This is a genomic window from Phycisphaerae bacterium, from assembly GCA_024102815.1.
Taxonomy (GTDB): domain Bacteria; phylum Planctomycetota; class Phycisphaerae; order UBA1845; family UBA1845; genus JAGFJJ01.
The window spans coordinates 120,714-147,184 of sequence record JAGFJJ010000010.1; the positions used below are offsets into that span (position 1 = coordinate 120,714).

The 26,471-nt window shown below is 61.9% G+C and carries 26 protein-coding genes; 16 read left to right on the forward strand and 10 right to left on the reverse strand.

Features of this window, described 5'->3' with window-relative positions; translation table 11 throughout:
- The first annotated feature begins 305 nt into the window (after positions 1-305).
- Entirely contained in the window at positions 306-1,679 is a 1,374-nt protein-coding gene (locus J5J06_03210) for an MmgE/PrpD family protein (protein MCO6436074.1), read from the forward strand.
- Between the two features lie 202 nt (positions 1,680-1,881).
- Here the strand turns inward: J5J06_03210 and J5J06_03215 are convergent, their stop codons facing one another.
- Both J5J06_03215 and J5J06_03220 read right to left on the reverse strand, forming a co-directional pair.
- Positions 1,882-2,754: a hypothetical protein gene (locus J5J06_03215; protein MCO6436075.1), complete on the reverse strand. Its 873-nt coding sequence runs from the start codon at positions 2,752-2,754 to the stop codon at positions 1,882-1,884.
- Positions 2,755-2,896: 142 nt separating this feature from the next.
- Positions 2,897-4,420, reverse strand: a complete 1,524-nt coding sequence (locus J5J06_03220; GenBank protein MCO6436076.1) for an MFS transporter — start codon at positions 4,418-4,420, stop codon at positions 2,897-2,899.
- Between the two features lie 293 nt (positions 4,421-4,713).
- Here J5J06_03220 and J5J06_03225 point away from each other — a divergent pair, with 293 nt between their 5' ends.
- The 5 genes from J5J06_03225 (at position 4,714) to J5J06_03245 (ending at position 10,782) form a co-directional block, all read left to right on the forward strand.
- Complete coding sequence (locus tag J5J06_03225; GenBank protein MCO6436077.1) at positions 4,714-6,171, forward strand: hypothetical protein; 1,458 nt, start codon at positions 4,714-4,716, stop codon at positions 6,169-6,171.
- A gap of 688 nt (positions 6,172-6,859) precedes the next feature.
- Complete coding sequence (locus tag J5J06_03230) at positions 6,860-7,552, forward strand: methyltransferase domain-containing protein (GenBank protein ID MCO6436078.1); 693 nt, start codon at positions 6,860-6,862, stop codon at positions 7,550-7,552.
- Between the two features lie 121 nt (positions 7,553-7,673).
- Positions 7,674-8,138 carry a ribonuclease HI gene (gene rnhA / locus J5J06_03235; protein ID MCO6436079.1) on the forward strand — a complete coding sequence of 155 codons (465 nt, stop codon included), beginning with the start codon at positions 7,674-7,676 and terminating at the stop codon, positions 8,136-8,138.
- A 32-nt stretch (positions 8,139-8,170) separates the two neighbouring features.
- The gene (locus J5J06_03240) at positions 8,171-9,829 is read left to right on the forward strand and encodes an alkaline phosphatase (GenBank protein ID MCO6436080.1); all 1,659 of its coding nucleotides are present in this window, start codon (positions 8,171-8,173) and stop codon (positions 9,827-9,829) included.
- Positions 9,830-10,065: 236 nt separating this feature from the next.
- Positions 10,066-10,782, forward strand: coding sequence for a hypothetical protein (locus J5J06_03245; protein MCO6436081.1), 717 nt, complete (start codon positions 10,066-10,068; stop codon positions 10,780-10,782).
- Here the strand turns inward: J5J06_03245 and J5J06_03250 are convergent.
- From J5J06_03250 to J5J06_03280, 7 genes are all read right to left on the reverse strand, one after another.
- Positions 10,769-12,013, reverse strand: coding sequence for a serine/threonine protein kinase (locus J5J06_03250; GenBank protein ID MCO6436082.1), 1,245 nt, complete (start codon positions 12,011-12,013; stop codon positions 10,769-10,771). The genes J5J06_03245 and J5J06_03250 overlap by 14 nt on opposite strands.
- A 231-nt stretch (positions 12,014-12,244) precedes the next feature.
- A complete protein-coding gene (locus J5J06_03255; protein MCO6436083.1) occupies positions 12,245-13,441 on the reverse strand; it encodes a 50S ribosome-binding GTPase in 1,197 nt (398 codons plus the stop codon).
- Entirely contained in the window at positions 13,438-14,235 is a 798-nt protein-coding gene (locus tag J5J06_03260) for a type III pantothenate kinase (protein MCO6436084.1), read from the reverse strand. The genes J5J06_03255 and J5J06_03260 overlap by 4 nt, the downstream gene beginning before the upstream one ends.
- Positions 14,213-15,280: a GTPase ObgE gene (gene obgE, locus J5J06_03265; protein MCO6436085.1), complete on the reverse strand. Its 1,068-nt coding sequence runs from the start codon at positions 15,278-15,280 to the stop codon at positions 14,213-14,215. The genes J5J06_03260 and obgE overlap by 23 nt, the downstream gene beginning before the upstream one ends.
- A 9-nt stretch (positions 15,281-15,289) precedes the next feature.
- Complete coding sequence (locus tag J5J06_03270) at positions 15,290-15,715, reverse strand: hypothetical protein (GenBank protein MCO6436086.1); 426 nt, start codon at positions 15,713-15,715, stop codon at positions 15,290-15,292.
- A 152-nt stretch (positions 15,716-15,867) separates the two neighbouring features.
- Positions 15,868-16,113 (reverse strand): 50S ribosomal protein L27, encoded by a 246-nt coding sequence (rpmA, locus tag J5J06_03275; protein ID MCO6436087.1) that lies wholly within the window; start codon positions 16,111-16,113, stop codon positions 15,868-15,870.
- 120 nt (positions 16,114-16,233) lie between these two features.
- The gene (locus J5J06_03280; protein ID MCO6436088.1) at positions 16,234-16,881 is read right to left on the reverse strand and encodes a hypothetical protein; all 648 of its coding nucleotides are present in this window, start codon (positions 16,879-16,881) and stop codon (positions 16,234-16,236) included.
- Between the two features lie 179 nt (positions 16,882-17,060).
- Between J5J06_03280 and J5J06_03285 the strand changes: the two genes are divergently transcribed.
- The 7 genes from J5J06_03285 to J5J06_03315 all read left to right on the forward strand — a co-directional run bounded on the left by J5J06_03285 (position 17,061) and on the right by J5J06_03315 (position 22,157).
- Positions 17,061-17,459 carry a hypothetical protein gene (locus J5J06_03285; protein ID MCO6436089.1) on the forward strand — a complete coding sequence of 133 codons (399 nt, stop codon included), beginning with the start codon at positions 17,061-17,063 and terminating at the stop codon, positions 17,457-17,459.
- Positions 17,460-17,465: 6 nt separating this feature from the next.
- On the forward strand, positions 17,466-17,771 hold the full coding sequence (locus tag J5J06_03290; protein ID MCO6436090.1) for an EthD family reductase: 306 nt from the start codon (positions 17,466-17,468) through the stop codon (positions 17,769-17,771).
- A gap of 27 nt (positions 17,772-17,798) precedes the next feature.
- Entirely contained in the window at positions 17,799-20,372 is a 2,574-nt protein-coding gene (locus J5J06_03295) for a serine/threonine protein kinase (protein MCO6436091.1), read from the forward strand.
- A 118-nt stretch (positions 20,373-20,490) separates the two neighbouring features.
- Positions 20,491-21,330, forward strand: coding sequence for an enoyl-CoA hydratase/isomerase family protein (locus tag J5J06_03300; GenBank protein ID MCO6436092.1), 840 nt, complete (start codon positions 20,491-20,493; stop codon positions 21,328-21,330).
- A gap of 26 nt (positions 21,331-21,356) precedes the next feature.
- Positions 21,357-21,587, forward strand: a complete 231-nt coding sequence (locus J5J06_03305; protein MCO6436093.1) for a DUF433 domain-containing protein — start codon at positions 21,357-21,359, stop codon at positions 21,585-21,587.
- Positions 21,587-21,919: a DUF5615 family PIN-like protein gene (locus J5J06_03310; protein ID MCO6436094.1), complete on the forward strand. Its 333-nt coding sequence runs from the start codon at positions 21,587-21,589 to the stop codon at positions 21,917-21,919. Before J5J06_03305 ends, J5J06_03310 begins: the two co-directional genes overlap by 1 nt.
- Positions 21,920-21,992: 73 nt before the next feature.
- Positions 21,993-22,157: a hypothetical protein gene (locus tag J5J06_03315; protein MCO6436095.1), complete on the forward strand. Its 165-nt coding sequence runs from the start codon at positions 21,993-21,995 to the stop codon at positions 22,155-22,157.
- Between the two features lie 181 nt (positions 22,158-22,338).
- Here J5J06_03315 and J5J06_03320 read toward each other — a convergent pair whose 3' ends face one another.
- Positions 22,339-22,491, reverse strand: coding sequence for a hypothetical protein (locus tag J5J06_03320; GenBank protein MCO6436096.1), 153 nt, complete (start codon positions 22,489-22,491; stop codon positions 22,339-22,341).
- A 179-nt stretch (positions 22,492-22,670) separates the two neighbouring features.
- Between J5J06_03320 and J5J06_03325 the strand changes: the two genes are divergently transcribed.
- The 3 genes from J5J06_03325 (at position 22,671) to J5J06_03335 (ending at position 26,398) form a co-directional block, all read left to right on the forward strand.
- Positions 22,671-23,438, forward strand: coding sequence for an enoyl-CoA hydratase/isomerase family protein (locus J5J06_03325; protein ID MCO6436097.1), 768 nt, complete (start codon positions 22,671-22,673; stop codon positions 23,436-23,438).
- Positions 23,439-23,494: 56 nt separating this feature from the next.
- A complete protein-coding gene (locus J5J06_03330) occupies positions 23,495-24,292 on the forward strand; it encodes an enoyl-CoA hydratase/isomerase family protein (GenBank protein MCO6436098.1) in 798 nt (265 codons plus the stop codon).
- Between the two features lie 168 nt (positions 24,293-24,460).
- Positions 24,461-26,398 (forward strand): transketolase, encoded by a 1,938-nt coding sequence (locus tag J5J06_03335; protein ID MCO6436099.1) that lies wholly within the window; start codon positions 24,461-24,463, stop codon positions 26,396-26,398.
- Positions 26,399-26,471 lie beyond the last annotated feature (73 nt).

Here is a 26,471-nt window from a genome sequence, read left to right on the forward strand (position 1 = left end):
GGGACCCGCCGGGTGGCGTGGTCCAGCCCGCCGATGGCGGGCGCCGCGATGAGATTTGCCCCGTTCCCCGACGGCCAGATTGGAGGCCAAACGCATGCAATGGCCACTGTTACTACTGCTCGGCGTGGCGTTCTGGTTCGTTACGATTCTGGAGAGACTGACGGCGTTCTAAAACCAAGCGAACCCCTTGGGGCTCACTGGCATTCGCCCGCAGGGCGCACGATCGTAGCCGGCGGCTTCAGCCCCCGGTTGCGGCTCGTACCATGTTCAACGATGACTGACGCATTCAATACGAAGGGAACGTCATGACCATTGCCAACAAACTCGCCAAGTGGACGAAAGAACTCAAGTTCGAGGACCTGCCCGCCAAGACCGTGCATGAGGTCAAACGGCGCGTGATCGACTCCCTGGCCACCACCCTGGGCGCCTACTGGTCGCATCCCGCCCGCGTCGCCCGGGCCAAGGCCATGGCCGTCAGCGACATGCCCCCCTCGTCCACGGTCTGGGGCACCGACCACCACACCACGCCCGACCTCGCCACCTTCGCCAATGGCGCCATGGTCCGCTACCTCGACTACAACGACACCTACCTCAGCAAGGAACCGGCCCACCCCTCGGACAACATCGCCCCCACGGTCGCCGTCACGCAGAGCGCCGGCCGCCCCGGCCGCGATCTCATCCTCGCCGCGGTCATCGGCTACGAAATCCAGTGCCGCATGTGCGACGCCGCCAGCTTGCGCGCCGGCGGATGGGACCACGTCACCTACGGCGCCCTCTCCACCGCCCTGCTCGCCGGCAAGTTGTGGAACCTCTCCGCGGAGCAGCTCGAGCACGCCCTGGGGCTCGCCGGCGTGTGCAACATCACCACCCGCCAGACCCGCACCGGGCAGATCTCCGACTGGAAAGCCTGCGCCTTCGCCAACGCCGCCCGCAACGGCGTCTTCGCGGCCGACCTCGCCCGCCGCGGCATGACCGGCCCCAACGAAATCTTCGAAGGCCCCAAGGGTCTCATGCACCAGCTCAACCTCGGCGGGCTCAAGGAGATGACCCTCGGCAAGGACGGCGACTTCATGATCGACAAGACCTACATCAAGTTCTGGCCTGCGGAGTATCACTCGCAGTCGGCCATCGACGCCTGCCTCCAGCTTCGCCCGCAGATCGGTGGCAAAAAGATTGAGAAGATTCACATCAAGAGCTTCGAGGCCGCGGTGAGCATCATCGGTTCCGAGCCGGAGAAGCTCCGCCCCACCTCACGCGAGACCGCCGACCACTCCATGTTCTACTGCTGCGCGGCCGCACTGCTCGACGGCGACGTGACGCTGGCGACGTTTGACGAGGACCGCCTGGCCGATCCGAAAATTCTCGACCTGATCGATCGCACGAAAATCGTCGAGGACGCGGAAATGAATCGCGGCTATCCCAAGGGCATCCCCAACGACGTGACCATCACGCTTGCAGACGGTACGAAGCTCAACAAGCGCGTGGACTTCCCCCGCGGCCACGCCGGCAACCCCATGACCGACGACGAGGTCGTGGCCAAGTTCAAGCGCATGGCCGACGGCGTGGTGGACGCTCCCACGGCCGACTTCATGCTCGAACAGGCCTGGGCATTGGACAAGCTGACCGACGTGACGCCGCTGTTTACGTTCAAGGTGACGGAGCCGAAAGGCGGGAAGTAGACGGAGCCCGAGCAGGTGACGCCCGCGCGACGGAGTTTTCAATTGCGGGATGTGCCCGAGCGGGGTGGCCCACCGCTTCAGCGGTGGGGGAGCGACATGGATATTGGGAGGGGGCGTTGCCCACGGCTGTCAAGTCAGCTTTGCAGCCCCGCTGCCAAAGCGCTGTAGCCCACAGCGAAGGAGAATCTCGGAGGAATTACAGTCATTCCATTTCAGCGAGACGATCAACGTGCGCTTGAGGAAACCAGGGGTTCGGAGTCTCGGCTATACCTGTCAACATATCCGAACAACCGGTAAGCGTGACAAATTCAAGATGCGAAATAGTCAAGGGTGCCCCCTGCAGCTCATTCCCAGCGAAGCAATCGTGGCCGACAAAAACACTGCACCGATCGACCTGCTTTGGGTCACCATTTCTGGTACCGTTTGCAGCGTAGTCGATTTTCCAGAGCCTCCCATCTGGAACGACCAAGATCGGCAGAATCAGCGAAAGAAAAGTGCCATTGCACTCTTTGCCTTCGGACGCGGCCTCATCCGCCAAGTCTTGCGCGGACGCGAGCGCTTGAGACCACTTTTCGAAGACATCCGCATCGCTTGCAATAATTTCCCCTTCCTTCGACTTGCCAATCTGTGGGCAATTCTTGCCAACAGGTTCGCCGATTTGATATTCGGAAGCCGGATGATCGCTCACGCGGATCGTCTTGCAGTAACCTGCTATAGCAGGAATGTATGGACGATCCTGCGGAACTTGATCGGGGTCGTAGGAGTGCAGCAATTCATGGAAGCTCTCTTCGGGAGCTCGCGGAACACACATGATCAACAAGGGAAAGTTGGTTGTGACGTGCTTACATTCGACGGCACACCGAACCCGGAAAGGACCTTTGGATTTCTGTGCCCGGATGTCGAATTGGCGGCGTTTGCCAGTTACAGGATCGGTGTAGGAACCACCATGTTGGCATTCGAAGCCCAATCCTGAAATTCGCTCTAGACATTGAAGCTCGAAGGCAAAGTCGGATGAGGTATTTAGGTATTCAAGCATATCCTCTTGGCAAATCGGGAGGTTTTTCAGTTTGGCCATGCCCTCGCCGTCCTTTGCGCGTCCATTCGCGACTTGCTCAATTCGGGCAAGTGGAGTGCCCAACGAGTCTCGCGCCGTGGGGAGCAACAGAGGATTCTATCCTTCACTCGTTGAACAGGCGAACTCTCGCGTGGCCCGATTCCTACGCGTTCATGTCCTTCCACCGTTTGGCCAGTTGCCCGAAGATCGCCAGGGCGATGGCCGCGGCGAATCCGGTCGCCGCGAAGGGAATCCATACGTGGTATTGCGGGTGATACGTGTCCCAGAGCAGCTTCGTCGCCGTGTCCGCGTCGACACCGAGAACCGCCTGGAGTTTGGCGAAGGCCTCTGTTCGCGAAACCCCCGTAACCGTTTCCAGCGTTGCGACCGAACCGTCCCAGGTTTTCCCGGCCACGTACGACGTGTGTTGCACAAGATACTTCAGCGCCAGCGTGGCCTTCTCCCCGTAGTTGCCGTACACCACGCCCGCGATGTACGAGCCCGCCCCGACGCCCACGCCGACGGGGATGTTGACGTACCCGAGGTAGAGCCCGCGCTTGCCCGGCGGCGCGATCAGGTTGAGGTACTCGTTCTTCTTCGGCCCGGTGAGCATCTCGCCCAGCGAAAAGCAGACGATACCCAGCAGAAGGAACCAGCCGTTGCCCGTCATTCCCGCCACGAGCACGCCGGCTGTGGCCATGACCATTCCGAAGAACATGGCCGACAAGGCCCGCATCCGCCGCACCGCCCAAGACACCGGCACCATCAGGCACACGATGAGCAGCGCATTGAGCGAAAGGAGCACTTGCTGCGGCACGCGAAGCTGGCCGTTCGGACCCGTTTCGCGCCAGCTCTCGAACGGCGCCCAGGCTGCGACCTTGGAGCTGTCCACCCAATCCACGATGAAGTTCGGCTGGAGATCCCAGAGCTGGTACATCATCATCCAGAAGCAGGACATGATCATCAACCAGATGAACAGCCGCGGCTCGAACACGTGGCGGATCGTCGTCCAGAGCACACCGAGCGGGTTCTGTGTCTTGGACGCTCCGGACGGCACGTCGCGATAGGTGAACAGCATGATGTAATTCATCGCCGTGAAGCCGGCACACGCCAGAAAAAGCGTCCGCCATCCGCCGTCGGCGCGGTTGGCGTTCAGCAGGAGCGGCGATACGTAGTGCCCGATCAGCGATCCAACGTTAACGATCCAGTAAAAGACGCCCCAGCCGAGCGATGAGCTCTCTTTGCTCAACTGGTGACCGAGCGTTGCCTGCAAGCTGGGCTTGAAGAACGACGTGCCGAAGGCGAGGATGACAATGCCGGCGAAGAACCCTTCGTAGCTGTGCGTGAACGCCATCATGAGGTAGCCGATGATGTTCACGGTGATGGAGAACGCGAGCGAGTTCTTGTAGCCGTAGCGATCCGCGAATCCGCCCGTCGCCATGGGCAGGATCGACTGGATCACCGCCCACCACATGTAGATCACGCCCTTGTGCTGGGCGGTCAGGTGCAGCCCGCCGGGCTCGGTGGCCTGCATGATGTAGATGGGCGCGACCGGCCGGAGCGTGTAGTAGGCCAGCCGCTCCCACATCTCGATGATGTTGCACAGCCAGTAGGTGGAGTTAAGTCGCCGTGACGCCGGCGGTGCGAATTCTTCCATCCGGTCGGTGTCGCTCGACGAGTTGCTCAATATTCCTCTTCCTCTCTCTCAGCTTGGAGCATGCCATGCGGCGGCGAAACAGGAACGGCACGGCCCAGTCTCACCGACTCCCCTCCCGGGAGGAGCTCACGAAGGACCGGCCGTGCAACGCCACGATGCGGCAACTGCGCCCTAAGTTTCGTCCAATGGCGAAGTTAGGGCTTCGTCATGGTGGGTTCCCCCAGACTTCGAATCTCGGGAATTCCCACGTTGCCAGACGCCAAGTCCGCCTATAATGGGGAGTCTGGGGCGATTACTCAAGATCTTATCGGAACTCAACAGAAATGCGGAACCGTTGTCGTGCGGTGCTCTTCCTGATGGTGACGCTTGTCGGCGTCATTTATTGCGGTTCAGCTAACGCCCAGGTCGAGCTTTCCGTGCCCGCTGAGCCCCCTTCCACACCAGGTTCGGAAAAGCCGAGGGGGCCGGATTCGCCGCTCGCGACGACGCGGCCCGGTGATCCCGTCGCGTTCATACCGACGGCCTCCCTTTGCATGGAGTCCGAGACGCAGTGTCACGTTCCTGACGGCCTCGTACGGACCGCCCTCCGACTTCGTCGCAGTGATGTCCCCATCGTCGCCGGGCAGTTCTCGCTCCGCTTCGACCCCGATGTGCTGGATATCGTGGACGTCGCCCCCGGTCGTGCCTGCGATCCGGACTCTCCATTCGTTTCAACGTTCGCCGAAAATGTGAACAAGGAATTGGGCGCCATTTTCCTGGCGGTAAGCGTCGATGCGGCAAACCTCGACGATGCCACGGCCGGTCCGGCCAGCATGGTCTGCCTGACATTTCGAGCGAAGACGCAGGGCCTTTGCGACGTCGGACTGGTCGCCGGCCTCTCGCCGACCACGACCCTGCTTTCCGACGCCGAGGGCGATTCCGTGCTTATCCGCAACGACCAGGTGTGCAGCGCAGGTCCTGCGAGCCTGTACCTGAGTCGGTCGCGCGTTGAAGTGGGCCGCCGGTGCGACTGCTTCGGAGGAACGGCCGACTGTTCGAGCCTGGATTCGGCATGCGCCGCCGGAGTTTGCGATCCCGTGCGCGGTCTCTGTCGTACCGAGCCCGTCAACGAGAACCGCCCTTGCGACGACGGTGTTGCGTGCACGGTGCTGGACACATGCGTGCAGGGAACGTGCCTGGGCTTCCGGATGGAATGCCCCAGCCTCTGCCTGTCGGCCGATCAGCCCTGCCCCACATCCGGGCAGCACATGACGCTTCGCGTCATGCTCGGACGGAGCCTGTCGCGTATTGCGGCCGCGCAGTTCTCCGTGCAGTACGATCCGGCCTCAGTCGAATTGCTCAGCGTCAAGCCCGGAGCGCGATGCGATGCAGAGTCTCCGTTCGTCATCGAAGCATTCAAACGAAAGTCGGACGCCGTCGGTGAGGTTGATTACGGCGTTCTGGTCGACCCATTCGATCTGTCACGGGCGACCCGCGGCCCCTCCACGATTGCCTGCCTGACGTTCCTGGCCAGGACTGACTCCCCGGGAGACATGTGCCTCTTCGACAATGGAGGAACAGAGGCGCTGCGACTGGCCGACGACAAGGGGAACCCCGTCCCGATCAACAACGTCGGCGCCTGCGAGGCCTCCGGCGCCTATCCCTTGCTCTCTTGCATCGGCGCCTGCCAGGACATCCCAGCCACGTCGACGTGGGGGCTGCTGGCGCTCACGCTCGTCGTGCTGACGGCCGGAAAACTGCTCTTCAATACCGGGTATCGCAAGTCCGGCGATGCGCTCTGATGAAGGGCCGGTCGTGCCTTCCCGGGCGATCAGACAACAGATTCAGGAAGTTCGCCTCGTCAAAAAAAAGAAGGGCCCGATCGGGATTCGCCGACCGGGCCTCATTCCGTTTGCCGCCGTAGGCAGCATCGTCTACTGCCACTACAGCAGCATACACCTACATTGATCGTCCAACGGATCACCTCCTTCCATTAAACGGGACTCTCGGAGGCCGGCGACTGTTGGAAACCGTCGTTCGCACTCCGAACCCGCCCCGCGAGTCGTCACTCGCGGGCTCAACGCCCGCCGCGACACGTTGCCGGCGCGACGCTCGGCGGAGCGCCAACCCTTGCCGCACACGCCCTATTCCGTGGCTTAGCTCAGGGCGCACCACTCCGCACCCATACTATAATGCCTTGCGCAGCCCAGGTTCAACAAAAATTTCCCTCAGGATTTTCAGAATAAGAAGAAGGCGGCAGCATGCGTCGCATGAGAGGGCGCCGAGGGCGACGTGTTCTTGCGCCTCGCGCCGCCCGACGGATGGGGCGCCCCTTGTGCAAAAGGTGTCCATGGGGCATGCTTTAGGCAGATCTCGCGGCCTTGCCGGCGCGGAGGCAAGATTTGCCAGCGTGATTCGACTAGCATAAATCCCGCTCGAACGAAAACCCGGCCAGAGGTCGGCACGCCTCTGGTAGTGGAGTTGCCCTCCATGAATCTCGGTCACACGATCCGCTTCCTGCACGGATACGTTCGCCAGCCGCAGACGGTTGGAGCGCTCGCTCCCAGCTCGCGCCCCCTTGCGTTGGCGCTTTCGGAATACGTCCGAACCGCCGGCTCGCCGATCCGAATCCTGGAAGTGGGCGCCGGCACCGGTCCGATAACCAAGTGCCTTGGCGAGCGTCTGGGCCCCGAGGATCGCCTGGATATTTGTGAAGTGAATCCGGAGTTCATGGAGATCCTTCGTCGGGACGTGCTCAGCAAGCCGCCGCTGGACCGTGCCTTTCGGCGCGGGGCCGTCCGCCTGTGGAACTGCCGGGTCCAGGACATCGACCACGCGGAGCGCTTCGATCGCATTGTCTCCAGCCTGCCGTTTACGGTGTTTCCCATCAGCGATGTCGCTGCGATTTTTGAGCTGATTCGGGAGATGCTCGTGCCCGGAGGTGTCTTCAGCTACTTCGAGTATGAGTTGATGCGTCGCCTCTCGCGAAACTGGTCCCTGGGACCCGGGCGGGCACGGATCAAAGCGGTCTCGGCGTTTCTCGACGAGCAGATTCGGGCCCATCAGATCAGCTCCCGGCTCGTGCTGGGGAACATCCCGCCGGCCCGCGTGCGCTACCTGCAATTCGAAAGCGCCCCAGCCGAAACGGCCGGTGCCGTCGTTTCCACCGTCCGGTCCGCCTGATTGGATCACGGAAGCGGCGCGCATCGACATCAGCCCGACCATGCACTACGCTCCCGAGTCCGAGCTCCGCAGCCCCTGGCTTCCGGTCAGGCGTTAGAGGCCCTGTCAACACACGAGACCGATGTCGCCCCCCGAAGTTATCCTGTTCACCGATGGTGCGTGCAGCGGAAACCCCGGCCCGGGCGGCTGGGCGGCCATCCTCAGACACGTCGCCACGGGCAGGACCAAAGAGCTCTCCGGGGCCGAGCCGCTCACGACGAATAATCGAATGGAACTGACGGCGGTGATCGAAGGCTTAAGAGCATTGAAATCGGATCGGCGGCGCCGGGTGCACCTGGTTGCGGACAGCGAGTACGTCATCCTCGGCCTCACCCGGTGGATCGACGGCTGGATCGCCAAGGGATGGAAGCGCGGCAATAAGGCGTCGTCGGAGCCGGTGAAGAACGTCGACCTCTGGCAGACGTTACATAACCTGACTTCCCAGCATGACATGACCTACGAGCATGTTCGCGGTCATTCTGGACACCCCGAGAACGAGCTCTGCGACCGGCTGGCGGTCGCCGCGATCGCGTCCCTTCGTTCGTAGATTCTTAGCGCGGCCCCGGTAGACTTCCGCCCATGTCTTCCCAAGCAAGAACAACATCAGGCATTACGGCCGCCGTCCTGGTTGGCCTGGGGCTCATTGTTGTGGGGTCTTCGGCCTTGAGCCGAAGCGTGTCCGATCCGACGCTCGAGGCGGCTGATCGATCACCCGGCGGGAAATCGCCGGCGATCCCCCAGCGCGAGAGTGCGTGGTACCGCGAAGCGCGACGCGCTGTGGAGCGGGCCAGAGACCAGGCACCGGTCACCGGCAAGGCCCGAAACGTCGTCCTTTTCGTGGGCGACGGCATGGGCATAGCCACGGTTACGGCCGCGCGGATTCTCGAAGGACAGAGGAACAACGGGTCCGGCGAGGAAAATGCGCTGAGCTTCGAGAAACTCCCGTATACCGCACTCGTCAAGACCTACAACACCGACCAGCAGGTAGCGGACTCGGCCGGAACGATGACCGCCATGGTTACCGGAGTGAAATGCCGTGCGGGGGTTTTGTCCGTGGATGAGCGGGCTCCACGAGGGGATTTTGTCGCAGCGAAGGGTCGTGAACTGCTCACCATCCTGGAATGGGCGGAGCAACGGGGACTCTCCACGGGGGTCGTAACGACCACGCGCGTCACGCACGCCACACCCGGCGCCTGCTACGCCCACACGCCCGAGCGGGACTGGGAAAGCGACGCCAACCTCCCCGACGCGGCGCGCGCGGCCGGCTTCCCGGACATCGCCCGGCAACTCATCGAGTTTCCGTACGGCGACGGCCTGGAAGTCGCCATGGGCGGCGGCCGCATGGCCTTCCTTCCCAACAACATGCCTGATCCGGAGTACCCCGACAAGCCCAAACTGAGCGGCAAACGGCTCGACGGGCGTGACCTTACGAAAGAGTGGATGCGGCGCTCGAATGCGGCCTACGTATGGAACAAGGCCCAATTCGAAGCTGCTCAACCGGCGGAGACGAGCCATCTGCTCGGTCTCTTCGAGCCCGATCACATGCAGTACGAACACGGTCGTCGGGGCGACGGCGCCGGTGAGCCCGCCCTGCACGAGATGACCGCCAAGGCCATCGACATTCTGTCGCGGAACCCCCAAGGGTATTTCCTCATGGTTGAAGGCGGCCGGATCGACCACGCCCATCACCTGAACAACCCCTATCGGGCGCTCGACGACACGATTGAATTCGCCCGGGCGGTGCGGGCGGCCGTGGAGAAAACGAATCGACAGGAGACCCTCATCATCGTCACGGCCGACCATAGCCACACGATGACGATCGCTGGTTACGGGGTGCGCGGGAATCCGATTCTTGGAAAGGTCATTGTGGCCGACCCGGCAACGGGCGTGACCTCGCTGGGCAAGGATGAGCTCGGCCTGCCGTATACCGCGCTGTCGTACGCGAACGGACCGGGGTACACGGGCGCATCGAGGGGCACGGAGGAGGGAACCAAGACGATTCCGCCTGCCGACTGGGGTTTCAAGGGCATCGCCAAAGGGCGTCCCGACCTGACGCTCCTGACGACCGAACTCCCCGATTACGTCAGCGAGGCCACGGTTCCACTGGAGTCGGAAACGCACGGCGGCGAGGACGTTCCCCTGTACGCCGACGGTCCGCAGGCCCACCTCTTCCATGGGGCCATCGAGCAGAACGTCATCTTCCATGTCATGGTCGAGGCATACGGCTGGTCGCCGTAAGGCGTTTTCTGCGGCTCACTCCAGCAGCTCTGAAAAGTGCTTTAAGCTTCTATTTTTCCAAACCTTACATCCATACGGGACGTCGCTCGGCAACGTGGGGAACTCGCGACGTGCGGATTCCGTCCAAGGGTAATCCCCCAGGCCGGCGTGAACCTATCAATACTGGGATCAAGCATTTACGCTGTGGGTTCCGATAATGTCGGCGAATGGACAATCGGAAGCGATGGAGTTCGCGCATGAGTCGAGAGAACCGGCAAGAGCAGCAACGAACGGCCCGGAATGTCCGGAAACCCCCCGGGAAGCGGCCGGACGTGCTCGTTCGATTTCGAGGCGACGGCGAGCTTGCGGTAGATGGGGAAGTGCGGCCGGGGTCACTGATCCTGGAGGCGACCAACTGCGACGGGGACACCGCGCCGTGGTTCCAGGACTACTGGTGGACGCAATTGATCGACTGCTTTGCCAATGAGCCGCTGGTCATTCACATTGCGCCTACTCTGCGCGCCGTCATGCACGCGGACGTTCGTCATCAGGTCGAAATGGTTCGGCGCGTCGCTCCCGCGTGGCGCGTAATCGGCCACGTGCACCGAACCGATCTCCACGGGCCCGATGACCTCCGCACGCTCGCCCTCAGCGGGTTCGATGAGATCCGCGTCATTGACGCGGAGGGACGCCCATCTCCGGACGAGCGCATGCGCGAGGACCTCTCTGCAGCGCAAATCATCGCGGGCATCCGCGAGGAGCAGCAACAAGTCGGCACGACCCGCCCCATCCTCGTACGCGTTCCCGCATCGGCCGCGCTGAAGATCAGTAGCCCGGATGCTGAATCACAAAGAGCCCCTTCGGCAGGAACGTCGACGACGGAAGAATTGAAAGAGCGCGATCCTATTGCAGAACGTTGCGCGGGTACCCAGACCGTGAGGCAGGAGGCGTCGCGAAGCTCTACCGCCCGGTGACAAACAGCAGGATATTCAGCAGAATCGACAGCCCCAGAAAGACGCCGAGAGCGAGCACCAATTGGGGTGGCACGCCGGGGCCCTTGTGCGCATCCGCGTCCTTTTCATCCGGCTCTTCGATGCGCTTCCCGCGTGTGGCCAGCGTCTGAAGAAGTTCGTGGTCGTAGCGCTTGCGGGCCTGAAGCGGCGGCTCACCCTTGGAAATGGCCTCGAGGTCCATCAGGACCTCTTCCATCGACGGGTAACGCTCGTCCGCACTCTTGGCCATCATCACTTCGATGATCTCGCCGCAACCCGACGAAAGTGAATGATTGATGTGGTCCGGGGGAACAAGCTGTTCCTTGAGATGTTTGTGCATGACAGCCGACGGCGAACTTCCGTCGAAAGGTACCTTGCCGGCCACCATGTGATAAAAGGTCGCGCCGAGCGCGTAGATATCGGCTCGGCCGTCGATGGTGATCTCCCCGCGGATCTGCTCGGGGCTGATGTAATAGGGTGTACCGTAGGCGCGTCCCGCCTCGGCCGTGGCGGTCACGTAATCATTCACCTCGCGCGCGAGACCCATATCGGCGAGTTTGACAATGCCCTCCTTGGTCAACATGACGTTCTTGGGCTTAACGTCGCGGTGAATGAGCCCGACGCGGTGGGCATGGGCCAAGGCTTCCGCAACCTGCCGGACAATTCGCACGGCGTCCTGTTCGGCCAGCGGCCGACCATCGGTAAGCAGCTCGTGGACGGTCTGCCCGTCGATGTACTCCATCACGAAATAGTGATAGCCGCTCGATTCGCCGACGTCGTAGGCCTGCACGATGTGCGGGTGATTGAGGCGGGCGGCGGCGCGACCTTCGCGGTAGAACCGCTCAACGAATTCGGGGTTCTCGCTCAGTCGCTTGGGAAGCACCTTGATGGCCACGACGCGATCGAGGCTGAGCTGCTTGGCCTTGAAGACCACGGCCATCGCCCCCTGCCCCACTTTGCTGAGGATCTGAAATCCCGGGATCTGCTGAGCCGGGCGGTACATCGAATCCTCGTCCATCGCCATGCTCAGGCGATTGACCTGCGAATGCGTGATGTAGCCGTGGTTGAGGAGAAGTTCCTGGAGGGTGTGCCGCTTGCCCTTCTTCTCGAGCAGGTGGCGCTGTTCATTGAGCACAAACTCCACCTCGTTGGACGAGCAGAGCTTGCGTTCGACGACCAGTCGCGCCAGTTGAGTGTCGTCAAAGCTCGACATGCATGTTTCCGGACCACCGGACCCTGCCGGCGGCGGCCCAATCTCGTGCCGCCCGGCGCGCACCTACCTCAACAGTAGGAGTGAAATGAGGCCGATTCAACTGCCCGGGCGCCGAATTGCGGGCCGCTCCGGCACCTCGCGCAACACTTCGCCCCGGCAAAGGGGAGAATTATCGGCCCACGAGCGGCGTCTGTCACGCGCCGATTTTCTTCACCCCCATCACTGGCGGGTTCAGGCGAGCATCCGCCGCAAGATTGCTTCGGCGTTCGCCGCGTCCGACTCCATTACTTCGAGCACACTTCGAGCCGTCGCCGCCTGACCTGAAGTGAACAGACTTGCAGAATTCCCTTCGGCTCGCTCCACGCCGAGCAAACCGAGAAGCTCCCGGGCCAAGTCGGCCATGCCGGCGCCGTCCATCGCGGAAACGGCCACATTCTGTACATCGCAACCAACCGGCGAACCTTCTTTGACGTCGCCAGGCGCGAAACCGGGATGGTCGGACTTGTTCCATACGAGCAGCGTCGGCATCTCCCCAGAGAGGACCTGCCTTGTGATATCTTTCGCTTCGGTCGAAAAAGGCACTGAGCCATCCAGAACAAGAAGCAGCGCTGAGCTCCGCGCGACGGCTGACACGCCGGCCTCGATCGCGGTCATTTCGAGGTCGTCCACCGAAATACGGCGTCCGGCGGTGTCGATCAGGCGTATGGGAATTCCATGCAACTCGACGTCCGCTGAAACCCAGTCGCGCGTCGTGCCAGGCACTGGCGAGACGATCGCGGCATCCCGACCCACCAGACGATTGAACAGCGTGGACTTTCCGCTGTTGGGCGGACCCACCAGCGCCACAACGGCGCCCTCGAGGAGCAAACGGGCGCTCGAGTAGCCATCAATGAGCCGCTCGATCCTGACGCGCGCCGCAGGAAGGTTGTTGTGGAGCAGGTCGACGATCCGATGCAATTCCGCCGGAAGGCGTGTTCGTTGCCGAAGCAGGAAACGTACTGCCCGTTCCGACTTTGCGCCAACCAATGCCATGTGGATTTCGCGGTCGATTGCACGTCCACCGGACCAGACATCGGCCGCGATGACGTCCTGCGGCGCTACGACCGCCGCACCGTGAAATTCGAACAGGCGCAGGAGGCGTTGTAACACCCTCGGACCACCGTGGGCGAAGACATCCACGGCCGGGTCGCCGGGCGTATCCGCGGCGGCGACGAGCACGTCGTCGAGCGTCTCGTCCCCATCGACAATCCGGCCGTATCGAATACGGCCATTTTCGAGGCATCGAGCCGTCAGCTCGCCGCCTTCTGTCGGGCGGAATACCTTCGAGACGAGTTCCAGTCCTCCGACACCGCGCACACGCAGAACCGCAATCGCACCGGCGCCTGAAGGCGTCAGCACAAGGACGCGCGTGTCCAACGCGGCGGTCATACGCCCTGCTCGGCCAGGTATTTCGAAAACGCCAGACCGGTGCCCTGTAACACGAGATGTTGAACCGTGGTGTCGAGGAAATCGCAGATCGGCATCATCAGCACCACATCACCGCCGGTCGCCACGACCTGAGGCCAACGGTTGAGTGAAGTCGCATAGCCTTCGACAATATTGCGAACCGCGCCCGCAATCCCGCGAAGCACGCCCGTCTGAAGCGCCTCGATCGTATCCCGGCCATACGGAAGCTCGGGCAATTCGGAGGGGGCAAGCGGCAGTTGACCAGTGTGCTCGTGAAGGGCCTGGAATTGAAGCCGAACGCCGGGGAGGATGGCTCCGCCGAGAAGAACGCCGTCGTCATCGACGAGATCGATCGTCACGGCCGTGCCAAAATCCACCACGATGCAACCGCGTTGAAGTTTCTCGAATACCGCGGCCGCGGCGCAGACACGATCCCGCCCGATGGCCTTGGGATCGACGACCGAAATGTCCATGGGCAGGGGAATCGACTCCCCCACGACCAGCGCCGGCCGGCCGAGGATTTTCGCTGCTCGCTCGCTGAGTTCGTCCAGCATTCGAGGCACGACCGAACAGATCACCGCGGTCGTCAGACCGCCCTTGGGCGCCTCGGTCTGATGTGCTTGCAGCACTTGCTCGAACGCCGCCCAGTCGCCTGTCGTCACGGAGAGCGGCGATTTGACCTTGCCGTCGGTCCAGGTTCCCACGGACGTATGCGAGTTTCCCAGGTCGATGACCGCGACCGGAGCGTTGGGATCAACTTTGGGTATCTTGAGCATGGGGTTTTCGATGCGGCGGCGAGGGCAATGTCGCCAAGGGCGCCGGGCGCTCCCGGACTTCGCGAATCATCGACCAGAGCCGTTCTTTCAGAATATCCACATTCCGCCCGGTCACGGCGCTGATCGACAGCACTTCACGACCCAGCGTTTCCGCCAGCATTCTAGCCCTTTCCTCTCCTTCGGTCAGGTCTACTTTGTTGGCGACGATCATTTCCTGCCGCTCGGCGAGCACGGGGCTGTATTTGTTCAGCTCGTTGCGGATGGCGCGATAGGCCTGCTCGGGAGGCATGATCGGATAGGGCGAACCCACGTCCACGACGTGCAGAATGACGCGCGTGCGCTCGATGTGCCGCAGGAATTCATCGCCCAGGCCGGCTCCTTCGTGCGCGCCTTCGATCAGACCCGGTATGTCGGCGATCACGAAACGGCGAAACTCGGAGAGCTCGACGAGCCCAAGCTGCGGCTGAAGCGTCGTGAAGGGGTAGTCGGCGATCTTGGGCTTGGCGCGGGATAGCCGTGAGAGCAACGTGCTCTTGCCCGCGTTGGGCAAACCGACCAGCGCCACGTCGGCGATGAGCTTCAGCTCCAGCCGAAGCCAGCGCTCTTCTCCGGGCGTGCCCGGTTCGAATTCGCGCGGCGTCTGGTGCGTGGGCGTGGCGAAGCGGGCGTTACCCTTGCCGCCAATGCCGCCTCGGGCGATACACGAGCGCTCCTCTGCTGTGGCGAGATCCTTGATGAGCAATCCGGAGTCGCGGTCGAAGATCAATGTGCCGACAGGCAGGTGCAGGGTCAGATTCTCACCGTCCGGGCCCGTACAGTTGCTGCCCATGCCCGGCCGGCCGTTCTTCGCTCGCCAGTGGTGCTTGCCCGAGAAGTCCAATAGCGTCTCGACGCTCGGGTCGGCGAAGACGAAAACGCTGCCGCCATCGCCGCCGTCACCGCCGTCGGGACCGCCCTTGGGCATGTACTTCTCCCGGCGGAAGCTGACGCACCCGTCACCGCCCTTCCCGGCGCAAACGTAGATTTCGGCGCGATCGATGAGCATGGGGACAGATTATCGCGGCGGATTCGATTCGTCTCGCGCGGCGTCCGATTGTGTCGATTCAGCCGATTCCATTTTGCACTTGCCGGGCATGACATCCTCCCAGCGAAACGGCGTCCCGCACTCCGGGCACCGTGTCGAAACCGCACCGGTCAGATCATAAGCGCACTCAGGGCAGTATGGGTGGTCTCCGGGGATGGCGAGGTCGGCAACACGCTGGCCGTCAAAGAAAAGATACAGTCCGCAAACCAGCGAAATGACAGGACCGCTGAGGATGAAGAGGAATTGCATTGCCGATTCTGATGCGCCGCTCGAGCCAAATCCCCCCCAAAACTGACATATCCAGGCTAGCTGTGTCAGTAACGATTGCGCTCCAGTCACGGTGAGAGCTACGCCCACGATTTTCAGCAGCAACCGGAACAGCGTCTTATACTTCATTCAGGTTCACCGCAGCTTTGCCTTCCAACGCTTTTGCGCCGTCAGGAGACCGAAGTTTACGCGGAGACGCTCCCAACAAAAAAGGCGGCATCTCGCCGCCTTCATGGGGAGTTCAATTGAAATGCACGTGCGCATTCCGACGCACCGCGCGCTCAGTTCGCTGTCGGAACCACGTCCACCATCCGGCCGCGGAATTGGACGACGCCGTCGGACAGCGAAAACAGGGTGTAATCACGTCCCAGGCCGACGTTGTGACCCGGCTTATGATGCGTGCCGCATTGCCGAACGATGATCGTTCCCGGCTGAACCGCCTGACCGGCAAACCGCTTGATGCCCCGATACTTGGGGTTGCTGTCGCGACCGTTCCGCGACGAACCCTGTCCCTTTTTGTGAGCCATACTCGCACCTTCCCAATTCCGCCGCGCAATCCGGCGGCTAGTTAGCTCTCGCAAGATCAGCTGTGAACCGACCACCCGCGCGCCGCATGGCGGCGCCGCGCTTGGCCATGCCACCCGAATCTAGCGCATAACCCAATCCCGCGTTCGCCGGACCGCCCGGGTCTGCTCCCGCGTTCTCACATCACCGGGGAGATCATACGCAAGAGCCAGGGTTCTACGCAACACGTGCGGACCCTTGTCTGCCATGTCCGATTTTGAGGCGCTGGCAACCGCCGGGGCATTCACACGGGCGATCTCGCCGGAAAGCCCTGCCACGTAAATCGTGAAGGCATTGGCCTCCGGATCGAAATCTCGAAACACAGCGGCCGAGGATCGGGCGTTTTCCGCCCCCTGGAGCAGTTTGCCAGTGATCTCGTACGGCGGGGCGAAGAACGGATATTCCTTGCGGTGTCGGGCGGCGATCATTTCGTAAACACCCGGAGGGACGTTCTCGCCCCCGTGGACCACGTCGAGCGTATCCGTCACCAGATCAAACGACGGGAAGAAATCCACATCCTGCCCGGTATTGTTGGTCACCTTGAAGAGCATGTACCAATAGGTGACGGGCTCGTCCTGCCCCGGCAGGGTCACCGTGATCCGCTGCGGGTCGGCGAAGGTGAAATCCAATTGCCAACTCGGGCTGATGAGGTCGGCCTGAGGAGCCGCGCGGAGCCCGCCGGAAATCAGGAAGAATGACGTAATCGCGGCCGTGAGAATCCTCGTTTTCATGGTCAGAAGATCGTACGCCCGCAGATGCCGCTGTCAACGGAAGCCGATCGCCCGCAGCTACGCGTCCCTGGCAACGCACAGACCCGGCGCGCCCTCGATTTGCTGGCATGGAGCGATCGACGTAGATTCCTCCCACGGGCATTGGGCGGAGACTCGGTACGATCCATTGGAGGCAGGAGATGAAGCCCGGCTTGAACCCCGGCGTGGCCCGCGAAGTACTCGTTACCGTCACGGAGGACATGTGCCCGGCCTTCGACGGCGTCATCATCCATCGCTGTTACTCCACCTGGTCGGTGGCGCATCATTTCGAGGTCGCCGCGAGGAAGGTGCTGGTGGACTTCCTGGAGGATCACGAGGAAGCCATCGGGTCCCATTTGAGCGTGGATCACGTCGCCCCCTGCCCGGTGGACCGAGCGGTTCGCCTGCGGGCGGAGCTGGAGGAGGTCATTCCCGGACACCATCCTCGCATCGTCTGTCGGATCGAGGCGTTCGACCACGACCGCCTGCTCGCCCGGGGACGGCAAGTCCAGGTCGTCATGCACAAGGAGCATTTGCGCAGGTACATCGAAAGGAGCTGAAGCGACATGGTGAAGTTCATCGCCCTCTACAAAAAGCCCGCCGACATCGCCGCGTTCGAAAAGCACTACGAGGAAGTGCACCTGCCGTTGGTGAAAAAATGGCCGGGGCTGCGCAAGCTGGAGGTCACCCGTTTCACGGGATCGCCCGCCGGCGAGCCGCGCTATTACATGATGGCCGAGATCTACTTCGACGACAAGAGTGCCATGGTGGCGGCACTCCAGAGCCCGGAAGGCAAGGCCGCGGGCAAGGACATCATGAGCGTCGCGGCCGACATCGTCCACATGATGTTCGGGGAGGTCAGCGAAGCGTGACACGAATCCGGGTGGATGGATGAGCCAATGCATGACCCGCCGAACCCATCTGACGAAACGCGGTCGTTGCCAGGAGGCGTGCCGGCGGATCCGTCGAAGCAGCCGCTGGATCGACAGCCCGGATCGCAAAGTCCGATTCCCCAGTATTTTGGCCGGTACCGCATCGTCCGGGCGATCGCCTCGGGCGGGATGGGCACGGTCTACGAGGCCGAGCAGCAAAGTCCCAAGCGGACTGTCGCGCTCAAGGTCATTCGACACGGCCTGACCACTCCCGCATTGTTGCGTCGGTTCGAGCTGGAATCGCAGGTCCTCGGCAGACTTCAACATCCCGGCATCGCCCAGATCTACGAGGCCGGGTTCGCCGAGACGGAGTCCGGCACGCAGCCCTTCTTCGCCATGGAGTATGTTCGCGGTGAGGACCTACGAGAATACGTCAGGCGGAGCAACCTGGGCACCCGCCAGAGGCTCGACCTCATCGCCCGCATCTGTGACGCCGTCCACCACGCCCACCAGAAGGGCGTGATCCACCGCGACCTCAAGCCCGGCAATATTCTCGTGGATGCTTCCGGCCAGCCGAAGATCCTCGACTTCGGCGTCGCCCGGGCGACCGACTCGGACATGCAGGTAACGACCATGCAGACCGACGTCGGGCAGCTCATCGGCACGATCCAGTACATGTCGCCGGAGCAAGTCGCGGCCGATCCCAATCAGCTCGACACGCGCAGCGATGTGTATTCACTGGGCGTGATCGCCTTCGAGATTCTCACCGGCCGGCCGCCCTATGACCTCAAGAACAAGATGATTCACGAGGCGGCGCGAATCATCCGCGAGGAGGAGCTGACCCGCCTGAGCACCTTCAATCGCACCCTCCGCGGCGACGTCGAGACCATCGTCGGCAAGGCGTTGGAGAAGGAGAAGGAACGCCGCTACCCCTCCGCAGCGGGCCTGGCGGAAGACATCCGCCGCTACCTCGCCGACGACCCCATCCTCGCGAGGCCGCCCAGCGCCATCTACCAGTTCAGGAAATTCGCTCGCCGGCATAGAGTTTTTGTCGGGGCGGTCGCGGCCGTATTCATCGCTCTCAGCGGGGGAGTCGTCATGACAGCTCGGCAGTATTTCGCGGCCGAGAAAGCGCGCGCTGAAGCGGCAAAGCGCGCAGACGAATTGGAAGAGGTCGCATCATTTCAGGAGCAGCAACTGGCAGGCATCAATGTCCCCAGAATGGGTGAAAGTCTCCGGAAAGGGGTATTGGTGAAGGCTCGAGAGGCGGCCGAATGGGCAAAAGTCGGCGAGCAGGAAATCAGCCGACGAATGGAACTTTTGGAAGAATCACTTGCCAGCGCCGACTTCACGGACCTGGCCCTCGATACTCTCGACCAGCATGTCTTTGAGGGCACGCTTGCAGCCGTCGAAACGCAATTCGCAGACCAGCCGTTGATTCGAGCAAGGCTTCTTCAGACGCTGGCCGATACGATGCGCGACTTGGGACTGATTGAGCAGGCAAGCACCCCACAGGAAAAGGCTCTCGAATTGCGCCGTACGATCCTCGGTAATGAAAACGAAGATACCTTATTCTCGATCAACAGCATGGGGCGCTTGCGATCCGTACAAGGAAAACTCGAAGAGGCGGAATCGCTCTATCGCGAGGCGATGGAACGTGCACGAGCGAGCAAGGGTGAGGATTATGTCGGAACCATGATTGCCCTGGGAAACCTCGCTTCCGTACTTCAAAGGCAAGGGAAACTGGACGAAGCGGAAGCCCTTCAGAAAGGCTCGCTTGAGCATCGACAACGTGAGCTGGGTCCTGAGCATCCGGACACCCTCGTGGCCATGAACAGCCTCGCGCTTCTGCTTCAAGAGCGCGGGCGATTCAAGGAGGCCGAAGCCCTGAATCGAAGAGCGCTGGAGTTGCGAATCAAGGTCCTCGGCCCGGATAATCCCGAAACGCTTGTGTCGTTGAACAACCTGGGATATGTCCTCCGCCGGCTCGGAAGGAATGTCGAAGCCGAAGATTGCTATCGCCGCACCCTGGAGGCTCGGCGCCAAGTACTCGGCAATGATCACTGGCATACCATTTTGTCAGTAAACAACGTCGGCTCCGTGTTGCGTGACCAGGGCAAATTGGACGAGGCGTTGCAATACTTCAAGGAAGCATTCGAATCGTCCCGCCGCGTCCTCGGTGACGAACATCAGCGCACGGCCCTCTGGGCCAACAACTATGCCGGTGTCTTGAATCAGCTGGGTCGCTACGAGGAAGCTCTCCAGATACTGCGGGAGATGGAGCCGGCTGCCCGAAAAGTCTGGATTGGCGAGAATGACCCTTGGCTTGGGAATTTCTTCGTCGGCATCGGCGAGGCACTCGCCGGCCTGAAGCGATTCCCCGAGAGCGAAAAGACCTTGTCGGATGCCTACCGCCGCGTCAGCGTCAAGGGAGAACGACACGAAATGACCATTCGCGCGGTCCAAGCCCTCAGCAGACTATATGAACAATGGCACGCCGCCGAACCGGACAAGGGCTACGACGCCAAGGCTGCCGAGTGGCGGGCGAAGCTGGAAGCAGCGAAATCGCCGCCGGAAGCAGCGCCCGGAACAGACAATTGACGGTATGTGCGAATGCCGCAAGATTGGAGGACACGGACAGGTTGGACCGACAGCCCACTCCGCTTCGTCCCAATTGGATCTGCCGCGGGCCATGGCCCGCGCTCCGGAGACGTAGAACATGAACTTCCCTCAGCCCCAGCCGGCCGAGTCGTTCGGATTCCAGAACATCATCTACGAGAAATCCGGGCATCGCGCCACGGTGACCATCAACCGCCCGAATGTGCTCAACTGCCTTGACTGGCCTACGCTGCGCGAACTCTACCGTGCCTTCGAAGACGTGTCCTTTGACGATCAGATTCGCGTGATGGTGCTCACCGGCGCCGGCGACCGGGCCTTCTGCACCGGGGCGGACCTCAAGGAGCAGACCGACGAGTGCCTCGACAAGCCAGCGGCCTACTGGAAATGGATGGGCGCCTTCATCGAAGTTCATGAGAAGCTCCGCAATATCGGGAAGCCGACCGTCGCCCGGCTCAACGGCATCGTCGTCGGCGGCGGAAACGAGATGAACATGTCTTGCGATCTGGCCATCGCCGCGGGCGACATCTTCATCCGCCAGGTGGGCGCCGCCCGGGGTAGCGTCGCGGCGGCCGGCGCGACCCAGTGGCTCCCGCTCATCGTCGGCGATCGCCGCGCCCGCGAAATCCTCTTCCTCTGCGAGGAGATTCCCGCCGCCAAGGCCCTCGATTGGGGCCTGGTCAACCAGGTCGTGCCGCGCGCCCAGCTCGACGCGGCCGTCGACGCCATGTGCGAGAAGCTCATCAACAAGCTGCCCGACTGCACCCGCTACACCAAGCAGCAGCTCAACTTCTGGCGGGAGCTGTCCTGGCACATGACCATCGGCCACGCCCGCGACTGGCTTTCCGTGCATAACCTCTCCGGCGAGGTGAAGGAAGGCATCTCCGCCTTTGTGGAGAAGCGGCCGGTGGATTATGATAAGGCACGGCGGGAGGTGCGATGACTTTCCACCGGAAGGCACGGTGACGAATGGAAAGGCGCGATCGGATCATTGTCCATCCCGACATCCTCGTGGGTAAGCCCGTGATCAAGGGCACGCGTCGGGCGGTGGAGTTCATCGTTGAACTCCTAGCCAACGGTTGGACTCAGAAGGAAGTGCTGAACAACTATCCCGGATTGACGGCTGAAGATGTGCAGGCGTGCCTTGCGTACGCGAGTGAGCGTCTCAAATCCGAGCGGATTTACCCGCCTTCCAGCTGATGCTATCTATTCTTGCAGACGAAAACGTTCCAAGCGCTGTCGTCGAAGCGCTTCAACGCGCGGACCACGAAGTGCGTTGGGCAAGGGTGGACTTCCCAGGGGAATCTGATTCATTCCTCTGCGAACTTGCCCAGCGCGAGTCTCGCCTACTCTTCACGTTTGATAAGGACTTCGGCGAATTGGCCTTCCGCTCGTCCCTGGACTCAGATGCTGGCGGCGCCTTGCTTCGCACAGGAATACTTGCTCCAGCCAAGTTGGCTGCAATCGTGGCTGCCGCACTGAAGCAGCAGATTTTATGGGCCGGACATTGCCAAATGGGAAATGTCGGTTAAGATTTCTTGGGCCGGTAGGTTGGCACGCCTGAAATTTGACCGAGGTAACATGAATCGAGAAAGAAGACAATTCTTGATGTGGATCACATTGGCCGGCATTCTATTGATGAGCGTTGGTATTCACGACATGTTCTTCGCGGCCAACGTCCATAAATCGATGTTCGTCATTGTGCTCGGAATGGTGGGTGGAGCCTGTTTTCTCCTGAATGCCCTGCTCCAATGGCGAAAGTATCGGTAGCGAATTGGCGACACGGAGTATCGCTGGGCACTGAATTCCGCACGAGGCCACATCCCCTTGATCATTGTCTGGCGTGAAATTCTTATCGACTTTGAGCCCGTGTGTGGCCCGGTTAGGTCTCGCGGTCGCGGAATTCTTCGTACCAGTCTTGGACGACGATGATGCCTTCTTCGCTTGCTTTCTATTCGTTTTCTTCCTCGGTTTGAACGACAATGAATCGCTCGTCATCCGGACCCATATCCAACTCCTGGAAACAATTGTCGCTTATCGAGAAGAGTGGGACGGGCACACCAATCTTGACCTGGTCATCTGCGATCCCAACGGATGCTTCCATGTTAATAGTGGGCGCTGCCCGTCCAACCAAGTTGGCTGCCGTCGTGACTGCCGCCCTGAAGCAGCAGATGTCGTGGTCCGGACATTTTGCAGCTATTGAAGAAAATCGAATCCGCGTCGTGCCTTTGCCTCCGAAGAATCAATAGGCGCAGGCGCCTGAATTACACACGGGAACCAGAAATGGGAAACCTCGTCCAGAAATCCGAAGGCCACGTCGCCCTCCTCCAGCTCCACCGTCCCGACCGGCTCAATGCTTTGTCGATCGAGCTGATGGACGAACTCATCCGCGCATTGGAGACGTTCGACCAGGACGACAACGTCCGCGTCATCATCCTCCACGGCGACGAGCGGGCCTTTGCCGCGGGGGCGGATATCGGTGACATGGCCGAGGCCTCCCTCCTGGACATGTACCGCCGCAACAACCTCGCCCGCTGGAATCGCATCCGGCAGATTCGCAAGCCCGTTATCGCTGCGGTCAGCGGCTTCTGCCTCGGCGGCGGGTGCGAGCTGGCCATGCTTTGCGACATGATCGTGGCATCGGAGTCCGCGCAGTTCGGCCAGCCGGAGATCAACATCGGCGTCATCCCCGGCGCCGGCGGTACCCAGCGGCTCACGCGGGCCATTGGCAAAGCCCGGGCGATGGAGATGATCCTCACCGGCCGATTCATGTCCGCGAGGGAAGCGTTCGAGGCCGGGCTGGTCTCGAAGGTCGTCGCCAAGGAGCAGTACCTCGCCGAAGCATTGCGGCTCGCTCAGGAGATTGCGAAGAAGGCTCCCATCGCCGTGCGCATGGCCAAAGAGGCCGTCAACAAGGCCCACGAACTATCCCTCACCGAGGGTATCGAATTCGAGCGCCGCGTATTCTACATGCTCTTCGCCACAGCCGACCAGAAGGAAGGCATGAAGGCCTTTCTCGAGAAGCGCCCGGCGAACTATGAGGGTAAGTAGGCTCAAAGTACTTCTCAGTTCCGTCGATTCGAGTTTCTGAGAGCGGAGATCAAATCATGCCCGATTCGAATGCCCTCGCGGTTGCCGACGCCGTCGCCGTCCGCACCATCACCCTCAACCGCCCCGACGTCCTCAACGCCTGCAACGAGTCCTTGCTCGTCGCCCTGGGTAAGGCCGTTCGAGAGGCGGAGAAAGATGCCGCGGTTCGATGCATCGTCATTACGGGGGCGGGCCGGGCTTTCTGCAGTGGACAGGATCTCGCCGATGTCGCCGGCCGCTACGACTCGGACGCTCCACTCGAGCTCGGCGCCCACATCCGCAAGAACTACAACCCCCTGATCCAGAAAATCCGCACCATGGAGAAACCCGTGGTCGGATCGATCAACGGCGTCGCCGCCGGAGCGGGTTGCAGTTTGGCGCTCGCTTGCGACCTTCGCATCGCCGCCGAGTCCGCAAGCTTCATTCAATCGTTCGTTAACGTCGGGCTGGTTCCCGACAGCGGAAGCACCTTCTTCCTTCCTCGCCTCATCGGCAACGCGCGGGCCATGGAAATGACCTTCACCGGCCGCAAGATCAAGGCCGACGAGGCCCTGCAAATCGGACTGGTCAACCAGGTCGTACCGGACGACCAGCTTGCCACCGCGACCGCCGAACTCGCCGCGAAGCTCGCCGCGCTTCCCACCAGGGCCATCGGCCTGACCAAGCGGGCTATCAACGCCGCATGGACCTCGGACCTCGAGGAGCAGCTTGACTACGAGGCCATGCTCCAGACCACGGCCGGGCAGACGCACGACCACCGTGAAGGCGTCACGGCATTCCTGGGGAAGCGCAAGCCGGAGTTTCGCGGCCAATAGAGCGGTTGCCGCACGGGAATTCACAAAACGGCTGTTCCCTTGCGCTGTCCCTCCCAGGCCGGCGCTTGATGCCCCGCGCCGCGCAAGCTAATCTCCGCCGTGTTCGTCGCCGAACGTGCGAATTCGAACTCCGCTGCTCGCCCAATAACCCTTGCCCCGGAGCATGAAGTGTCCGCAACATCCACCGCTCACGCCAAGGCCGTTGAGCTCGGCCGACATATCCTGCGAATGACCACGGCCGCCGGCTCCGGGCACCCCTCGAGTGCCCTGGCAATCATTCACGTCGTCATCGATCTGATGTACCGCACAATGCGTTACGACCCGGCTGATCCATGGAATCCGGGATCGGATCGACTGGTGCTGTCGATTGGGCACGCCGTTCCGGCCGCTTACGCCGCTTATGCCGATCTCGAAGGGGTTGTCGGCAAAAGCCCCAAAGAGGCCCGCCCGCTGACAATCGATGATCTTGCTTCGCTGCGCGAACTGCACAGCACGCTCGACGGCCACCCCAACCCGGCTGAGGGCTTCCCGTTCTTTGATGCCGCCACGGGCTCGCTGGGACAAGGCCTTTCGGCAGCCGCGGGATTGGCGGTCGCGGCGCGATTGGACAAGAGCAACAAGCGGATCTTCGTGATTGCCGGCGACGGCGAATCGCGCGAGGGACAGTTCTGGGAAGCGGCCGACTTCATCGTCGATCACCGCCTCTACAACGTGTGCCTGATCGTAAGCTGCAACGGGCAAGGCCAGGCTGGACCGGTTTCTCACCAGCAATCCGCGGAAACCGTTGCCGAAAAACTCGAGGCGTTCGGGTGGAAAGTCGCGACAATCGACGGGCACGACCCGGATGCCATTCACGGCGCCACCGCCGAATCAGCCGGGAGGGGCCATCCCACAGCCATCATCGCCCGCACCGTCAAGGGCTGGGGCGTGGACCTCATGCTCCATTCCAACTACCACGGCAAGCCCGTTCCTGCGGCGGAACTGGGCGCGGCATGCGCACAACTGGAGGCTTACGGAAAAAAGCTCGGCGCCAAGGCCGAGGAGAGCTGGACGCCGCGAAAGCCAGGGAAGATCGCGGCAGAGTCGGCACGTGTCCCTATTGCGTTGCCGGGCCTCGACTCGGCCCTTCGCGATGCCGGACTGGCCGCCGCACTCGACAAAAAGGAACTCGCCACCCGCGTGGCCTGGGGTGTCGCGATGGTGGCACTTGGCAAGGCCGACAATCGTATCGTGAGCCTCGACGGTGATGTAAGCAACTCGACCTACGCCAATCTCTTCGCCAAGGAGCACTCCGACCGCTTCTTTGAGTGCAAGATTGCCGAGCAGAACATGATCACGGCCGCCTCCGGTCTTGCCGCCGCGGGGAAGATCCCCTTTGCCAGCAGCTTCGGCAAGTTCATCGAGCGCGGTCTGGATCAGGTCGACATGGCCGCCATTACCCGGGCAAACATCAAGATCGTGGGCTCGCATACCGGGGTTTCGCTCGCGGCGGACGGGCCCTCCCAAATGGCGGTGACCGACGTCGCCTTTTTCCGCAGCATGTGTCACGTGGACGCGGGCGGACGACCCGCGTGCCGTGTTTTCCAGCCCAGTGACGCCGTCAGTGCCTATCGCCTCACCGAGCTCATGGCCAATCTCGACGGCCTCTGCTACCTGCGCACGCATCGGCCCAACGCCCCGTTTATCTACGAGCTCGATGAGACGTTCACGACCGCGGGCTTCAAGCAAATTCGAAGAGGTGCGGACATCACGCTGGTCAGCGCGGGATACATGCTGCACACGGTGCTCAGTGCGGCCGGGCGGCTCGCGGATCGGGGCATTTCCTGCAATGTCTTCGACGCCTACGCGCTTCCCCTTGAAACGGATGCCATTCTGGACGCCGTGCAATCATCCGACTCGACCATTCTCGTCGTGGAAGATAATTTCGCCGGCGGACTTCATGCCGAAATCGCCGAGGCCGCCGCCGCCCGCGGGGACATCCGCGTGGTGGGCATGACGGTCGCTCGAATGCCCAAGTCCGCGCGCACGGCCGAGGAAGTATTTGAGTACTGCGGCGTGGGATTGGATCAAATCGTGGGCCGGTGCCGTGAACTCGTCGGGCGTTGAATTCGTTATAAGATAGTGGTGACGCTTGGAGAGCGGCCCGGCGGCGCGCAAGTGCCCCGGCTTGGTTTTGGCG

Coding starts and splice junctions, on each gene's coding strand:
- J5J06_03210 (MCO6436074.1), top strand. CDS start 306: ATGACCATTGCCAACAAACTCGCCAAGTGGACGAAAGAACTCAAGTTC.
- J5J06_03215 (MCO6436075.1), bottom strand. CDS start 2,754: ATGGCCAAACTGAAAAACCTCCCGATTTGCCAAGAGGATATGCTTGAA.
- J5J06_03225 (MCO6436077.1), top strand. CDS start 4,714: ATGCGGAACCGTTGTCGTGCGGTGCTCTTCCTGATGGTGACGCTTGTC.
- J5J06_03230 (MCO6436078.1), top strand. CDS start 6,860: ATGAATCTCGGTCACACGATCCGCTTCCTGCACGGATACGTTCGCCAG.
- rnhA (MCO6436079.1), top strand. CDS start 7,674: ATGTCGCCCCCCGAAGTTATCCTGTTCACCGATGGTGCGTGCAGCGGA.
- J5J06_03240 (MCO6436080.1), top strand. CDS start 8,171: ATGTCTTCCCAAGCAAGAACAACATCAGGCATTACGGCCGCCGTCCTG.
- J5J06_03245 (MCO6436081.1), top strand. CDS start 10,066: ATGAGTCGAGAGAACCGGCAAGAGCAGCAACGAACGGCCCGGAATGTC.
- J5J06_03250 (MCO6436082.1), bottom strand. CDS start 12,013: ATGTCGAGCTTTGACGACACTCAACTGGCGCGACTGGTCGTCGAACGC.
- J5J06_03255 (MCO6436083.1), bottom strand. CDS start 13,441: ATGACCGCCGCGTTGGACACGCGCGTCCTTGTGCTGACGCCTTCAGGC.
- J5J06_03260 (MCO6436084.1), bottom strand. CDS start 14,235: ATGCTCAAGATACCCAAAGTTGATCCCAACGCTCCGGTCGCGGTCATC.
- obgE (MCO6436085.1), bottom strand. CDS start 15,280: ATGCTCATCGATCGCGCCGAAATCTACGTTTGCGCCGGGAAGGGCGGT.
- J5J06_03270 (MCO6436086.1), bottom strand. CDS start 15,715: ATGAAGTATAAGACGCTGTTCCGGTTGCTGCTGAAAATCGTGGGCGTA.
- rpmA (MCO6436087.1), bottom strand. CDS start 16,113: ATGGCTCACAAAAAGGGACAGGGTTCGTCGCGGAACGGTCGCGACAGC.
- J5J06_03280 (MCO6436088.1), bottom strand. CDS start 16,881: ATGAAAACGAGGATTCTCACGGCCGCGATTACGTCATTCTTCCTGATT.
- J5J06_03285 (MCO6436089.1), top strand. CDS start 17,061: ATGAAGCCCGGCTTGAACCCCGGCGTGGCCCGCGAAGTACTCGTTACC.
- J5J06_03290 (MCO6436090.1), top strand. CDS start 17,466: ATGGTGAAGTTCATCGCCCTCTACAAAAAGCCCGCCGACATCGCCGCG.
- J5J06_03295 (MCO6436091.1), top strand. CDS start 17,799: ATGCATGACCCGCCGAACCCATCTGACGAAACGCGGTCGTTGCCAGGA.
- J5J06_03300 (MCO6436092.1), top strand. CDS start 20,491: ATGAACTTCCCTCAGCCCCAGCCGGCCGAGTCGTTCGGATTCCAGAAC.
- J5J06_03305 (MCO6436093.1), top strand. CDS start 21,357: ATGGAAAGGCGCGATCGGATCATTGTCCATCCCGACATCCTCGTGGGT.
- J5J06_03310 (MCO6436094.1), top strand. CDS start 21,587: ATGCTATCTATTCTTGCAGACGAAAACGTTCCAAGCGCTGTCGTCGAA.
- J5J06_03320 (MCO6436096.1), bottom strand. CDS start 22,491: ATGGAAGCATCCGTTGGGATCGCAGATGACCAGGTCAAGATTGGTGTG.
- J5J06_03325 (MCO6436097.1), top strand. CDS start 22,671: ATGGGAAACCTCGTCCAGAAATCCGAAGGCCACGTCGCCCTCCTCCAG.
- J5J06_03330 (MCO6436098.1), top strand. CDS start 23,495: ATGCCCGATTCGAATGCCCTCGCGGTTGCCGACGCCGTCGCCGTCCGC.